Origin of the sequence: Nitrosomonas ureae (assembly GCF_001455205.1) — a bacterium.
Classification (GTDB): Bacteria; Pseudomonadota; Gammaproteobacteria; order Burkholderiales; family Nitrosomonadaceae; genus Nitrosomonas; species Nitrosomonas ureae.
On record NZ_CP013341.1, the window covers coordinates 1,595,559 to 1,610,464 of the forward strand.

Consider the following 14,906-nt stretch of genomic DNA (forward strand, 5'->3'; position numbering starts at 1 on the left):
TCCTAAAGAAGATTATTCATGATTGGTCTGCCATCGTTTCAATAACAGCGAATTGCTGACAACTGAAACAGAGCTCATAGCCATGGCGGCGCCGGCAATTACCGGATTAAGCATGCCAATGGCTGCTAATGGAATTCCCAATATATTGTAGACAAAAGCGAAGAATAAGTTCTGACGGATTTTTTGAAGTGTGGTGCGCGATAGAGATATAGCATCGACGACACTCATCAGATCATTGCGAATCAAAGTGATATCTGCAGCTTCAATTGCTACATCCGAGCCTGCGCTAATAGCAAAGCTAACATCCGCAGCAGCTAGAGCGGGTGTATCGTTAATGCCATCCCCGACCATTCCCGTAAACTTGCCACTGACTTTTATTTTCGCTACCTCTGCGGCTTTATCCTGCGGCAACACTTCAGCGCGATATTGCGTAATGCCGGTACGTTTGGCAATTGTCTCTGCAGTTGCAGTATTGTCACCGATTAGCATAATAACTTCGATACCTAAGGATTGCAATTCTTTGATTGCTTGGAGAGAAGTGTTGCGTAGCTGATCTGCGATGGCTAGGTATCCAAGTATTTTGCCAGTGTCATGAGTAACGGAGGCCACACCAATAACGGTTTTTCCTTTTGCCTGTAAGTTGCTGATTTACTGTTTATCAATGGCAATATTATGTTGTATTAGAAATTTTGGGGAACCAAGCAGGTACTTTATCCCATGCAAGCGAGCCGTAACGCCATTGCCAGTAATCGCTTTAAAATCGTTAATTGGTTGAAGCTGTAATTGTTTTTGTAGCGCGCAATTGAGCACAACCCGTGCCAACGGATGCTCGGAACCATGCTCTAAGGAAGCTGCAATTTGTAATAAATCCTGCTCGCTAATGGATTGCACCGTTACAATGTCGGTAACTTCGGGCTCGCCTTGGGTAAGCGTGCCTGTTTTGTCGATTATAAGTGTTTGGATTTTCTCTACATGCTCTAATGCCGCCGCATTCTTAACCAGGACACCTATTTGCGCGCCGCGTCCAGTGCCAACCATAATGGCAGTTGGCATTGCTAATCCTAATGCGCAGGGGCAAGCGATGACCAAAACTGCGACTGCATTGATAAGAGCAGTAACAAAAGCCCCAGTAAGCCACCAGGTTACTCCAAATGTCAGGATGCTGATTACGGACAAAGATTCCTGAGATCGTATCAGCTATGCGTTGAATCGGTGCTTTAGATCCCTGTGCTTCTTCCACCAGATGGATAATTGCGGCGAGTTGTGTCCGGGCGCCAACACTGGTTGCACGGCATTTGAGCAAACCTTGCTGATTAATCGTAGCGGCAAATACTTTTGCGCCTTTCTGTTTGCCGACGGGCAAGCTTTCCCCGGTTAACATGGATTCATTAACGCTGGAGGAACCTTCAATCACAACCCCATCGACTGGTAAATTTTCACCGGAACGCACAATGAAGACGCCGTTGACTTGCAGGCTGTCTGCGGGTACTTTGAGAATTTTCCCGTTGCGCTCACAATCCGGGCTGTCTTGGGCTGCAGCTTGATCAGTGCTTCGATGGCCTCGGATGTCTTTCCTTTGGCGCGTGCTTCCATTAATTTACCTAGCAGAACAAGAGTGATTATGGCTGCGCTGGCTTCAAAATAAACATGTTGATCCAGTCCAAATATTGTGACTGTGCGGTACTAAAAAATAAGCCATGCTTGTACCTAACGCAATCAATACATCCATATTGGCATTACCGCCACGAGGGAATACCCAGCCGCCAATATAAAAACGACGTCCAACCCAGAATTGTACCGGGGTAGCTAATAGCCATTGCAGCCAATGAGGTAACATGTCCATCTCATGGTCGATAAACATAGCCCATTTGAAGTGCTAATGGTAATGTGAAAATTGTGGAAATCCAGAATAAACGTAATTTAGCTTGATAGGCAGCTTGACGTCGTGTGATGTGACTGGAATCACTGATTTCGTTCGCTCTATAGCCTGTTTTGATGACCGCATCAATTAAGTTTTCGACAGTTACCAAACCCGGGGTGAAATTGATTTTTGCAGTTTCTGTTGCGATATTGACAGTGGCTGTGACGCCGGGTAGTTTGTTCAATGCTTTCTCAATATGTTCTGCACAGGCCGCACAAGTCATTTTATGCAATTGCAGTTGCACCGATCGTGGTCCAATATAAAAACCGGCATGCTCGATGGCATTAATCAATGTGCCCGTATTTACTTGTTTTTCATCATAATTTACATGAGCTTTTTCATTCGTAAAGTTGACTGAAGCTTGAACATCCGAAAGTTTGTTTAAATTCTTTTCAATACGCGCAGCGCAGGCGGCACATGTCATACCCTCGATTGGCAATTCAATTTGTCTGAAAGACGATGAATTCAACAACGTTTCCCGATCATTAATTTACTTGTAATTATTGATGACGATCCAACATTAATGCACCATCAATCCATTTAACCCTATCTCCTTGCTGAAAGCTTGCTCCTTCAGGGAGTGCGATAATTGCTTGCCTGCCATCATCCATAGTGATATTGATCTGATATTGATTCCCAGGATAGATAATATTTCCTCCCTGATTGTAATAATTATCACCTGGAGCCTGTGGATAGTCTGGGTTATGTGGATGAGGAGATTGGCGAATGATCTCCCGCGCAACAGTTCCGGCAACGATTCCGCCCGCTATCGCATTCATGCCAGATCCTTGTTCAATTTTATTGATTGAATGGATAATTCCACAGTTGATACACCCTGATACTGGTGATTGCCGACGAATAGCTCCAGCATCCGTGCTTTTGATGCTGATACTATTGCGAGGTGTGCTAATCGCTGTGCCAATACGGTGAATGGTTCTTGGTGGTTTTGAATCAAGAGGGATGTGTGGCGGTAAAGATTGGGTTGTCAGATTCTGAGTTTTTGGCGGCAATGAGTGGTTATGCTCACTATTAGTCATTTGTGGAAAGGTAAAACTAGCGTGGGATGTGCCCAATACAAGACTTATAGCAATAACCAGTACTTTTAAATCAGTGAAATGGTAACTGTTTGACATTGCCAGCCTCCTTCAACATACAGATCAAAATCAATTTAAAGCTTTTAGATTAAACGGGACTGAGATGGTTGCATTTTATTATGACTGCTGTCTGCGTAAATTTTGCGGGCATGCGTATTTTGATCTATTTCCCTCAGCTATCTTTTTGCTCTGGAGAGATTTTCTTAGATTCAGATGAAGGGCTTGAGTGAATTCCCCGGTTACGTTTTTTGATCATCAATGCCGCGATGAGTATTCCAAGTTCATAGAGCAGGCACAATGGTATTGCTAGCATAAATTGTGAAATAACATCAGGAGGTGTAAAAATAGCAGCAACGATAAATGCACCGACAATCACGTAAGGGCGCATTTCTTTGAGCTTCTCAATGGTAATCACACCTGTTTTAACTAAAACGATGACAAATACGGGTACTTCAAACGTGACCCCAAAAGCCATGAACATGGACAAAACAAAGCTTAAGTATTTGCTGATGTCCGTCATTACCGCTACACCTTCCGGTGCAAAATAAGTAATAAACTCAAATACCACCGGCAGTGCTGCAAAATAGGCGAATGCCATTCCAGCAAAGAACAGTAAGCTGGTACCGAAAACTAAAGGCAGTGCCATGCGTTTTTCGTGAGAATAGAGTCCGGGTGCAACGAAAGCCCATATTTGATATAAGGTATGCGGTAACGTAATGACAAAGGCCATCATCATGGCGACTTTCATGGGTACAAAAAAAGGCGTTGCTACATCCGTGGCTATCATTTGACCACCTTGTGGAAGTTTTTCCAGTAATGGTTGTGCCAGCACGGTATAGAGTTCCCGTGCAAAAAAAGCACATGGGATAAAGCCTAACAAGAGTACACCCAGAATACGTATCATCCTGGCACGTAATTCCACTAAATGAGATAGGAATGAACCTTCAAGCATAGTTTTCTATATTAGAAGTTGTGGAATCGACACACTGCAAGCCGCTATTTTTCTTTCTGTATATCAGCATGTTGCGAAGTTCTGTTATCGCTTGGCTTTAATTGCCCAGATTCTAACTGTGATGGCGGTATTACCAAGTCTTCGGGTGATTTTTCCGTAGTCTGAGGATCATTGGTGATAGCGGTCTTTAGTTGCTCTACACTTTCTTGAACTGAAGTTTCCAGCGATTCGACTGTGTCTTGCACGGAAGACTGCATTTTTTTTAGTTCTTCCATACGCATTTCATTATGAATATCAGTTCTGATGCTATACATAAAATTACGGCAACGCCCGTATAAATGTCCTATTGTTCGTGCAACAGTTGGTAGTCGCTCAGGTCCGATAACGATTAAGGCTATCATCAAAATGATCAGTAACTCCATGAAACTGATATCAAACATGTTGTCCCGTTAATTGAGATTGCATGAATAGAAATTCGATCAGAACCCGGTACAGCAGATAATATACAATTTGATTTTCAGGTCTTGGTTTGATTTTCCTTAAATTCCGCGTCGTCGGCTTGTATATTGGTACCCGATGGCTGCGATGCACTGCTTCCGGTTTCGGTGGTTGATTTACTTTCTTTAAAGCTATTGGGAACAGTATCTTTGTTTGTGGTAACTTCAAAAACTGACTGATTGGTGGATGAAGGCGGATTCTCGGTTTCTGATTCTTTCATTCCTTCTTTGAAGCCTTTTAAGGCACTCCCTAAATCCCCCCCAGATTACGTAATTTTTTTGTTCCGAATACCAGAACGACAATAGCCAGTACAATAATCCAATGCCAAATGCTAAATGTACCCATTACTTCCTCCTGTTAAATGGAACGGGGTTGGTCTAACCTGGGTGAATCATTCCAGGCAAACGCTCCCGGCCACCGATGATATGGAAATGTAAATGAAATATTTCTTGTCCACCTGCAGGCCCAGTATTAATAATAGTGCGGAAACCATTTTCACATCCCTGCTCTTTCGCTAACTGTGGAGCTAATGATAGCATTTTTCCAAGCAAACTCTGATGAATGTCTTGAACATCAATGAGTGAGTCTATGTGCAATTTTGGAATTAATAAGAAATGGACCGGAGCGGCAGGGTTGATGTCATTAAAGGCAAGAATATCTTTATCTTCGTAGATTTTGTTAGAAGGTATTTCTTTTCTTGCAATTTTACAAAAAATACAATTTTCCATAATCTCTAATCCGATGTTCTTGAAGCTTTTTCTTGTATGCCGGATATGCCCTCACGTCTTTCCAATTCTTTCAATACATCATCAGGTGAGAGTTCGTGGAAAGCGAGTAGTATCAGGCAGTGAAACCACAAATCTGCGGTTTCGTAAATAATCTGATCGGTATTGCCATCCTTAGAAGCCATGATAGTTTCAGCCGATTCTTCAGCGATTTTCTTAAGTATTTTATCCTGTCCCCCATGAAACAGTTTAGCTACATAAGAGCTGTTTGTTTCAGCCAATTTGCGTGATTCAATGGTTTGCGCCAGACGACGGAGAATAGTTATATCATTCATTTTTATTGTAAATCTTTTCAGGATCCTTGATAACAGGTGCAGTAAGAATCCAGTGATTACCTTCCAATTTCCGGAAAAAACAGCTGTGTCTGCCAGTGTGGCAGGCAATTCCACCAGTCTGTTCCACAATAAGAAGCAATACATCTTCGTCACAATCAAGAAAAATATCTTTTACTCTTTGCGTGTGACCAGATTCTTCACCTTTATACCAGAGTTTTTTGCGTGAACGTGACCAGTATACTGCTTCACCTTTTTCTACTGTCAACTTAAGCGCTTCTCGATTCATCCACGCAACCATGAGGATAGTGCCGCTATGTGCTTCTTGAGCGATGACCGGTATCAGTCCGTCCTCGGACCAGTTAATTCTGCTAAGCCAGATATCTGTAGGCATGATATAGCAATACTTACAAAGTTAAATTTATCAACTTTTTATGATTTTCACATTATAACCGCACTTCAATGCCATGCTGTGCCATATATTGTTTTGCTTGTTGTACGGTGAATTCGCCATAATGGAAAATGCTGGCTGCCAATACGGCATCCGCGTGTCCTTGCAGAATGCCGGAAACCAAATGATCCAGATTGCCAACACCGCCGCTGGCGATCACTGGTATATTGATAGCATCCGATACTGCGCGGGTTAAAGAAAGGTCAAAACCGCCACGTGTGCCATCGTTATCCATACTGGTAAGTAAAATTTCACCGGCACCCAGAGATTGCATTTTTATTGCCCATTCAACAGCATCAATGCCTGTTGCTTTACGTCCTCCGTGACTAAAAACTTCCCAGCGCGGTGAATTGCCGGATGCGCTAACTTGTTTTGCGTCAATTGCCACAACAATACATTGAGAACCATAATGCTCGGCTGCATCGGCTATCAGCTGCGGATTTAGAATAGCCGATGTATTAATGCTTACTTTGTCAGCGCCGGCATTTAGCAACCGGCGTACGTCTTCAATCTGACGTACGCCGCCGCCAACAGTCAAAGGAATAAATACTTGCGTGGCAACATCTTCAATAATGTGTAGAATCAGGTCGCGATTATCAGAACTGGCTGTAATATCCAGAAAAGTGAGTTCATCGGCGCCTTGCTCATCATAGCGGCGCGAAATTTCCACCGGATCTCCTGCATCACGCAGTTCAACGAAATTAACACCTTTAACTACACGCCCATTGGTTACATCCAGGCATGGAATAATACGCTTTGCAAGACTCATCAGTGTAAAAGGTCAATTGTAAGTAAGGAAGAAAATGCGCGGTATTAATTTTCTAAAAAAGGATTTTTTACGATATACCGTTATCTTTACTCAGTTTGTCAGCCAATTGCTGAGCTTCTTTGAAATTCAGAGAGCCTTCATAGATGGCGCGCCCAGTAATGGCTCCAATAATTCCTTCGGATTCGATTGCGCACAATTTCTGAACATCACTGATGTTGGTAATACCGCCGCTGGCAATAACCGGTATAGTAAGCTCTCTGGCTAATTCGATGGTTGCTTCAATGTTAATACCGTTGAGCATGCCGTCTCTGCCGATATCTGTGTATATAATCGCTTCTACTCCATAATCCTCAAATTTCTTTGCTAGATCAATGACATCATGGCCGGTAATTTTAGACCAACCATCAACCGCTACCTTGCCATCTTTGGCATCCAGTCCAGCCATAATCTGTCCTGGGAAAGCGTTACAGGCATCTTGCAGAAAGCCTGGTATTTTGATGGCTGCAGTACCGATGATTATATAGGAGATACCATCGTCAAGATAACGTTCGATTGTATCAAGATCACGAATGCCGCCGCCTAATTGAATAGGTATTTGATCATCGAGAGATTGGACAATTTCCCGTATTGCTACTTCATTTCTTGGTTTGCCGGCAAATGCACCGTTTAAATCTACTAGATGGAGTCTGCGTGCGCCTTGACTTAACCAATGGGATGCCATTTCACCGGGTTCTTTGGAAAATACTGTAGCATCTTCCATTACCCCTTGTTTTAGTCGAACACAGTGGCCATCTTTAAGATCTATTGCAGGAATAATCAGCATAGTTTAATCAGAGTTAATAGTTGATTAAAAAGGTCAGTTTACTACGTTGTGATTTTAGAAATTGGGTGTCCATTTGGTAAAGTTGCTCAATAGAGTTAATCCTGCTGATTGACTTTTCTCTGGATGAAACTGTACCGCGAAAATATTATCTTGTGCAATGGCGCAGGCAAATGAAAAAGGATACTGGCTTTGAGCAGCGATTGATGTTTCAACAAGGGTTTTGACATAATAACTGTGCACAAAATAAAAGCGTGCATCTTCAGGAATACCTTCCCATAGCGGATGTTTTATAGCCTGATACACTTGATTCCACCCCATGTGAGGTACTTTTAGCTTTTGTCCATCCGGTGTTATCATGACTGCGGCAGGGAAGCGCACTACCTTCCCCGGTAAAATATTCAAGCCCTGGACATTTCCTTCCTCACTTTCTTTAAATAGCATCTGTAGACCGAGACATATACCGAGGTAGGGTTTGTGGGTAGCCGCTTCTATTACGGCTTCTCGCATTCCGCGAGTTTCAAGCTCTTGGATGCAATTACGCATTGCACCCTGTCCCGGTACTACGACACGTTTCGCTTTTCGCACGACATTCGGATCACTGGTTACCGCAATCGATAAAGTAGGTGCAACATGTTCCAATGCTTTGTGAACGGAACGCAGGTTTCCCATTCCATAGTCTACAATTGCGATATCAATCATATGATGATCTAGTTGATGAAAATAACCTACAAAGTACCTTTGGTGGATGGAATAATGCCGGTTGCTGCTGGATCAAGTTCGACTGCCATACGTAAAGCTCGTCCAAATGCTTTAAAAGCAGTTTCTGCCTGATGATGCGCATTTCTTCCGGCAATATTATCGATATGCAAAGTTATCAGGGCATGATTTACCAGCCCCTGAAAAAACTCGTGAATCAAATCGACATCAAAATCACCAATATGAGCACGAGTAAAATCAACATTAAATACCAAGCCGGGCCGACCGGATAAGTCTATTACAACGCGTGTCAGTGCTTCATCAAGTGGAACATAAGCGTGACCATAGCGGCGCAGTCCTTTTTTATCCCCCACTGCTTTCGTCAGTGCCTGGCCTAGAGTAATGCCGATATCTTCAACGGTATGATGTGCATCAATATGTAAATCACCTTTAGCAACCACTTCAAGGTCGACCATGCCATGACGAGCTATCTGATCAAGCATGTGATCAAGAAATGGCACCCCGGTTTCCAGAATAGATTGCCCCGTTCCATCCAGATTCAGATTGATGCTGATCTGAGTTTCTAGTGTGTTACGAATGACTTGTGCTTTGCGCATAGGGAGAAATCTTGAATAAGATAACGGATCTAAAGTTGAAAGTTGATTTTAAACTGTTTTACTCAGTATGGCTTGTAATATTGAACAAAACTGAGCATTCTCGTCGGGTGTGCCTATAGTTACACGTAAGCAGTTTTCTAATAAAGGATGAGTGCCATCCAAATTTTTGATTAATATTTTTTGTTGTTTCAGCGCTAGAAAAATTTGAGTGGCAGCATGGATTCGAAACAAAATAAAGTTAGCCTTCGAAGGATATACTTTAATATTTTCTATTGTAGCAAGAAAAGCACTCATTTTCGCACGCTCTAATTTGATGGCTTCCGCTTGTTCCGACAAAACCACAGTATGGTGTAATACCTTTTCGGCGATTATCTGCGTCATTATGCCAATGTTATAAGGTAAACGCATCTTTTCCAGTTGCGTCAGCCACTCAGACCTGCCAAGTAATAATCCTAATCTTAAGCCTGCCAACCCTGATTTGGATAACGTGCGCATTAATAATAAATTGGGATGATGATTTATTTCGTTAATAAAGCTTGCATCAGCAAAAGCTTGATAGGCTTCATCAATTACAACAATACCGGAAGTTGCCTGTATTATGCTTAAAATCGCCGCATAATCAAAAAGATTTCCTGTCGGATTATTGGGGTAGGCCAGAAAGATGACGGCAGGCTTATATTTGGCAATTGCGGTCAACATGGTTTCCAGATCTAACGAGAAATCCTGTTTTAAGGGCACCCCGACATATTGGATGTTTGCGAATGTGGCGATCATCCGGAACATCACGAAAGAGGGTTCTACACTAATTAATACCGCACCGGGTTTGGCTACAGCCATCGCAATGATTTGAATAATTTCATCTGATCCATTGCCAAGCAGAATGTCGATGTCATCGGAAATCGCCAAAGTCTGGCGTAATTTTCCCTTAAGCAAAACGGCACTGGAATCGGGATAACGATTTACTGGTGCATTTGCTGTCAGTTGGGCAATTTCGTCACGCAGTTCCGGTGATAATGGGTAAGGATTTTCCATAGCATCCAATTTAATCATGCCCGTAGCGGACGGAACATGATAAGCAGAAAGTGCAAGAATTTCCGGTCGAATGATCTGTTCTGGACGATATGAATTGCTCATAGGCGCCTATTTTAACTCAATCTAACGCCGATGACTCAAGTTATCAATAATAATCTACTTGTAATTTGTCTGGTGCGAATGCTGAAAGATTCGAATTTTCTAAGATTGAATCTTTTGTAGACTGAGTTCCAGCCCTCAAAGGCTTTGGACAAGTTTCACTACGGATAACTAACTCGCACGATACAGCAGGTTTTCTACTGTCATGCGTGGATTACGCTTGCTACAATCGTTTCTTGAACCGAATCTTCTCCAGCTAACTCGTCTTATTGGTGGTGTGAGAACCTAAAATGCAGGATACTTCTATAAATAAAGGGCATCTCTAAAAATCCACATTTCGTCACAAAACGTTGTTGTTCACAAAAAATGTTTCCTTACATATCAATTATATGCTGCGTCAACATTTTTTGTTCTCGCCTCATCTTGTTTAAAATTCTGAATTTTTAGAAGTGCCCTAAAGTACAAAGCAGAATGCACTTTGCAACATTACCGGGATTCTCGGAGTGCTGGAGCAAATGCCGGTGTTCAGATCATTCCTGTTTAATTACTAACGACTTAATTCCGAGTCCTCGCATCACCAATCTGCTCTTATAGTAATAAGGTGGTTTTGTCCTATAATTCTCGTTCTATTCGACAGAACTGATTGTATCTGACTGACCTATAATCGAATAATGATTAGGTTTCGTCTAAATCTGAAGCAATCGCCAACCCTTAACCATCCACAAATTGCATGATGTCTATTGAACGGATCTGCCAACATGACAATTCCACCCTTTAGGAAAGAACTTCGTGTGCAACCCCGCAGGATGTCTGATCGCGCAACCGAAGATTTATACAAAACATTTTCTACACCCCATTGCCACGCATGCATAGAGCGTGTGGGAAATGCTGTGTTGCTGCTGGATCATGAGAGGCGACCCTTATACGCTACAACAAAGATGCATGCAATTATTAACAACCCAAACAAGCTGTTTACCTTAACACCAAGATTCTCGCTGTTCACGCGGCAGAATACTTCCCGAATTGAAGCTTTTTTCAACAGAAGCAACAACCCGTCTGGTCCACTCGCTCTACAACTGACAAATGAAAATAACCGGGCCATGTTATTAATGACCTGTTTTCGTTTGCCCGAGCCTTCCATTCCCAATTTGTCTGCTGCCATGTTCCTGATCAAGTTGCACGATGTGAATCAATATTCTGATCAGCATTGGCTTTTCTTTGCAGAGCAATTCGCTTTAACTCAAGCCGAGGTCAGACTATGCCGTGCCCTGACAGACGGCATGACACTCAACGATTACCGTCTTAATGGAGGCATTACGATCAGCACCGCTCGTAGTCAGCTGAGTAGCATTTTTTCAAAAACCGCCACCCGCCGCCAGATCGATCTGTTGCGTCTAATTAATTTGCTCTTGCGAACATAAAAAAGACACTTCTATCCTTCATATGAAGGGTGTAAACGTTTGCAAAATAATTTAGAGTATCCTGTACCTGCTAAAAAGAAAGGCGGATTGGTATGTAAATGTAAAAAATACACATTTAACTCTGACTGTGGAACAACCGACGGATGATACATATATCAGTTCAGATATTCTGGTAAATCATTAAAAATAAGAGAAATCAATCATGGCTACAAACAATACAAAATCATTTCCTGGACATACGCTAGGAGAGTTTAGAAATATTTTTGCATTTGCAGCACTTAAAGATGATGGATCGGTGGTAACTTGGGGAAATGCTTATGTAGGTGGCGATAGCTCTGCTGTGGCCAGTGCACTTAATGGCGCAATGGACGTAGTCGAGATCTATTCAAATTACAGAGCCTTTGCTGCATTACGCTCTGACGGGTCGGTGATTACTTGGGGGGATCTTGGAGGTCCTTTTCTTGGTAGCGACAGTACTAGCGTAGCCAATGTGTTGAATGGCACCATAGATGTAATTCAAATCTATTCAACAGAAAATGCTTTTGCTGCGCTACTCGCTGACGGGTCGGTGTATACATGGGGCTTTGCTCAGATTGGTGGCAATAGCTCCAGTGTGGCTACCGCGCTGGACGGCACCAATGATGTGATGCAGATTTATTCAACTGAAGGTGGTTTTGCTGCGCTACGTGCCGACGGTTCAGTAATAACTTGGGGTGCTTATGGAGGCAATAGCTCCAGTGTTGCGAGTGCACTGAATGGCACCATAGATGTGACAGAAATCTATTCAGCACGCTATGCTTTTGCTGCGCTGCGTGCTGACGGTTCAGTGGTAACTTGGGGGAATGGTCATGGTGCCGATAGTTCCAGCGTGGCCAGCGCATTGGATGGCACCATAGATGTAAAACAAGTCTATTCAACAAGAGATGCATTTGCTGCACTGCGCGTTGACGGTTCGGTAGTCACTTGGGGGCAGATTTATAATGGTGGCGACAGCTCCGCTGTGGCCGGTGCGTTGGATGGCGCCATAGATGTGACTCAAATCTTTTCAGCAGGCTATTCATTTGCTGCGCTGCGCGCTGACGGCTCGGTGGTTACTTGGGGTACTGGTGGTGGCGACAGCTCCACTGTGGCCGGTGCGTTGGATGGCACCATAGATGTGACTCAAATCTATTCAACAGATTATACATTCGCTGCGCTGCGTGCTGATGGTTCGGTGGTAACTTGGGGCCAAGGTGTAAATAGCTCCAGTGTTGCTAGTGCACTGAATGGCACCATAGATGTGACGGAAATCTATTCAACAAACAATGCCTTTGCTGCGCTGCGCGCTGACGGATCGGTGGTCACTTGGGGGGGGCAGCATGGCGGCAATAGTTCCAGTGTAGCCAGTGCATTGAATGGCACCATAGATGTGATTCAAATCTATTCAACAGGTAGCGCTTTTGCTGCGCTGCGTACTGATGGATCGGTAATAACTTGGGGGAATGTACCTTATGGCGGTGATAGCTCTTCTGTTGCCAGTCAACTGAGTTCTGGAGTAATCAGTCTTTCTAACATATATACCGATGAGTCTTTCAGCGCTACTGTTAGCCCAAATACGCTACCTACAGCCGACGCACTATTTGAACTAGAAGGGGTTACCGGTGGCGATGATGGTGATGATAGTAATATTGGAAGTCTTGAAGCTGGCAAGATCAAGGTAATGGCTGATTTTTCCAAGGCAGCTTACGATTTGCAGAGCTGGGAGAATCTTTCAATTAATGATTCAATTAAATATTCTGATGAAGCAGTTACTTATATAGAGAATAAGGGATGGGAGCCAGTTAATCTTACTCCAACGCTTAAATCACTCGATACCTACTTTTATATACCAACCCTTTCAAGTATCACTACGACTAATCAAATGCAAGATGGTTTTTATACCAACTATAATGCAGCCGCTTTTGTAGCCCGTAGTAATGATGCAATCGTTATTTCATTTCGTGGAACAAATGATAACGGTCAGTTTTCTTCTCCGGATGTTTCTGACTGGACTGACAAATCTGCTCATTATGATTTGATGCGTCCTCTGGTAGAAGCAGTCGAAAGTTATATAGTAGCTGAAGGGATTCATAAGGTTTATGTGACCGGCCATAGTCTTGGTGGTGCCATGGCCATAAAATTTATGAATGACCATGCAAATAGAAGCTTTGGAGCCGACTATGAAGCGATTACCTTTGCTACAGCTAGTTATGATTTGAGGGGTACTAATGATCCTCGTATGACCCTCATTGAAATTGCGGGGGATCCTGTTGCAGATACTGGAATTGACAATGGCCGCAATATTCATTTTGTTGGGGACAAAACTATTGGTGTTTCAAGTCATTTCCATTCAATGGATTATTATCGTCAAATGGTTGATAGCGTAGACAACGTCGCCTGGGATCGGATACTCAATGAAACAGGTGACCAATCTGTTTACATTGGCGGGCAGAGGGGTATAAGTGGAGAAGAAGACTACTTTATTGTCGATGGCCGTCTTAGTGGGGTCAATTCAGTAGTGCCAAATTCAGGAAACGATACACTTACAGCCCCATTATTCGCGAATTATAACATTTACTATGGTGGACGAGGCATTGATAAGCTTACCGGTGGCGGTGCTAAGGAACTCATGCTTGGTGGCTCCGGTAATGACGTGCTGAAAGGTATGGGTGGTATCGATCGCCTTTTTGGCGATAGTGGCAATGATATGCTCAATGGCGGTGCCGGTGCGGATACTATGGTTGGTGGATTGGGGAATGATACGTTTGTTGTAGACAATGTGGGTGATGTCGTTGCTGAGAACCTAAATGAAGGTACTGATAAGGTCAACAGTAACGTAACTTATACGCTTTCCGCCAATGTGGAGAATCTTACTCTGACCGGTACATCAGCGATCAATGGTACAGGCAATGGCATGGCAAACAGCATTACTGGGAATGCAGGAAATAACATAATCAGTGGAGCAGCAGGTGCAGATCGATTATTCGGAAAAGGAGGCAAAGATACGTTAACCGGTGGTTCTGGCGCAGACAAGTTCATTTTTGATACGGCGCCGGGTACAGGCAACATCGATACGATCACTGATTTTGCTCATGGTATCGACAAAATTATGCTTGACGATGACATCTTCACTGCGTTGGGCATTACGGGAACTGTTGCCGGTGCGGCCCTGACAGCGAACAAATTTCATGTTGGGGCATCCGCGCTGGATACGCTTGATCGGATCGTCTACAACTCGTCAACGGGTGCGCTCTATTACGATGTCAATGGTTCGGGGGCCGGTGCAGCTGTGCAGGTTGCCCTGATTGGAACAAGTATTCATCCGACGCTTTCTGCTTCAGATTTCTTGGTCATTGCTTGAGGTACTGGCTTGCGTGGATTTTGAAGCGGATACGCTACCTGAGAATTGCAGGCCAAGCAATTTTCAGGTGATTCAATAAAATACCGTGTGGCGCAGG

16 protein-coding genes and 2 pseudogenes are annotated in these 14,906 nt (G+C 43.4%); 2 read left to right on the forward strand and 16 right to left on the reverse strand.

What is annotated here, in order from left to right:
* Positions 1–12 precede the first annotated feature (12 nt).
* The 16 genes and pseudogenes from ATY38_RS16930 to hisC all read right to left on the reverse strand — a co-directional run.
* A pseudogene (locus ATY38_RS16930) lies at positions 13–1,113 on the reverse strand (heavy metal translocating P-type ATPase); the annotation flags it as partial.
* Complete coding sequence (locus ATY38_RS16935) at positions 995–1,597, reverse strand: P-type ATPase actuator domain-containing protein (protein WP_335337912.1); 603 nt, start codon at positions 1,595–1,597, stop codon at positions 995–997. The pseudogene ATY38_RS16930 and the gene ATY38_RS16935, both read right to left, overlap by 119 nt.
* A 39-nt stretch (positions 1,598–1,636) precedes the next feature.
* Positions 1,637–1,837 carry a hypothetical protein gene (locus ATY38_RS16940; protein ID WP_335337910.1) on the reverse strand — a complete coding sequence of 67 codons (201 nt, stop codon included), beginning with the start codon at positions 1,835–1,837 and terminating at the stop codon, positions 1,637–1,639.
* Between the two features lie 7 nt (positions 1,838–1,844).
* Entirely contained in the window at positions 1,845–2,390 is a 546-nt protein-coding gene (locus ATY38_RS16945) for a copper ion binding protein (RefSeq protein ID WP_335337911.1), read from the reverse strand.
* A 31-nt stretch (positions 2,391–2,421) separates the two neighbouring features.
* Entirely contained in the window at positions 2,422–3,054 is a 633-nt protein-coding gene (locus tag ATY38_RS07315) for a hypothetical protein (protein ID WP_062558727.1), read from the reverse strand.
* Between the two features lie 133 nt (positions 3,055–3,187).
* Positions 3,188–3,967, reverse strand: a complete 780-nt coding sequence (gene tatC / locus ATY38_RS07320; RefSeq protein WP_062558728.1) for a twin-arginine translocase subunit TatC — start codon at positions 3,965–3,967, stop codon at positions 3,188–3,190.
* A 44-nt stretch (positions 3,968–4,011) separates the two neighbouring features.
* Positions 4,012–4,407, reverse strand: a complete 396-nt coding sequence (gene tatB, locus ATY38_RS07325) for a Sec-independent protein translocase protein TatB (protein WP_062558729.1) — start codon at positions 4,405–4,407, stop codon at positions 4,012–4,014.
* 233 nt (positions 4,408–4,640) lie between these two features.
* Positions 4,641–4,810: pseudogene (gene tatA / locus ATY38_RS16475) on the reverse strand (Sec-independent protein translocase subunit TatA); the annotation flags it as partial.
* A 32-nt stretch (positions 4,811–4,842) separates the two neighbouring features.
* On the reverse strand, positions 4,843–5,193 hold the full coding sequence (locus ATY38_RS07335) for a histidine triad nucleotide-binding protein (RefSeq protein ID WP_062558730.1): 351 nt from the start codon (positions 5,191–5,193) through the stop codon (positions 4,843–4,845).
* A 5-nt stretch (positions 5,194–5,198) separates the two neighbouring features.
* Entirely contained in the window at positions 5,199–5,525 is a 327-nt protein-coding gene (locus ATY38_RS07340; RefSeq protein WP_062558731.1) for a phosphoribosyl-ATP diphosphatase, read from the reverse strand.
* Positions 5,518–5,916 (reverse strand): phosphoribosyl-AMP cyclohydrolase, encoded by a 399-nt coding sequence (gene hisI / locus ATY38_RS07345; RefSeq protein ID WP_062558732.1) that lies wholly within the window; start codon positions 5,914–5,916, stop codon positions 5,518–5,520. The genes ATY38_RS07340 and hisI overlap by 8 nt, the downstream gene beginning before the upstream one ends.
* A 52-nt stretch (positions 5,917–5,968) precedes the next feature.
* The gene (hisF, locus tag ATY38_RS07350) at positions 5,969–6,742 is read right to left on the reverse strand and encodes an imidazole glycerol phosphate synthase subunit HisF (RefSeq protein WP_062558733.1); all 774 of its coding nucleotides are present in this window, start codon (positions 6,740–6,742) and stop codon (positions 5,969–5,971) included.
* A 67-nt stretch (positions 6,743–6,809) separates the two neighbouring features.
* Positions 6,810–7,565, reverse strand: coding sequence for a 1-(5-phosphoribosyl)-5-[(5-phosphoribosylamino)methylideneamino]imidazole-4-carboxamide isomerase (gene hisA / locus ATY38_RS07355; protein WP_062558734.1), 756 nt, complete (start codon positions 7,563–7,565; stop codon positions 6,810–6,812).
* Between the two features lie 54 nt (positions 7,566–7,619).
* Entirely contained in the window at positions 7,620–8,264 is a 645-nt protein-coding gene (gene hisH / locus ATY38_RS07360; RefSeq protein WP_062558735.1) for an imidazole glycerol phosphate synthase subunit HisH, read from the reverse strand.
* Between the two features lie 26 nt (positions 8,265–8,290).
* Positions 8,291–8,878 carry an imidazoleglycerol-phosphate dehydratase HisB gene (gene hisB, locus ATY38_RS07365; RefSeq protein WP_062558736.1) on the reverse strand — a complete coding sequence of 196 codons (588 nt, stop codon included), beginning with the start codon at positions 8,876–8,878 and terminating at the stop codon, positions 8,291–8,293.
* 48 nt (positions 8,879–8,926) lie between these two features.
* Positions 8,927–10,012: a histidinol-phosphate transaminase gene (gene hisC, locus ATY38_RS07370; RefSeq protein ID WP_062558737.1), complete on the reverse strand. Its 1,086-nt coding sequence runs from the start codon at positions 10,010–10,012 to the stop codon at positions 8,927–8,929.
* Positions 10,013–10,767: 755 nt separating this feature from the next.
* Between hisC and ATY38_RS07375 the strand changes: the two genes are divergently transcribed.
* Together ATY38_RS07375 and ATY38_RS07380 are read left to right on the forward strand one after the other, a co-directional pair.
* The gene (locus ATY38_RS07375) at positions 10,768–11,430 is read left to right on the forward strand and encodes a helix-turn-helix transcriptional regulator (protein ID WP_143023482.1); all 663 of its coding nucleotides are present in this window, start codon (positions 10,768–10,770) and stop codon (positions 11,428–11,430) included.
* A 202-nt stretch (positions 11,431–11,632) separates the two neighbouring features.
* Entirely contained in the window at positions 11,633–14,809 is a 3,177-nt protein-coding gene (locus ATY38_RS07380; RefSeq protein ID WP_062558739.1) for a lipase family protein, read from the forward strand.
* Positions 14,810–14,906 lie beyond the last annotated feature (97 nt).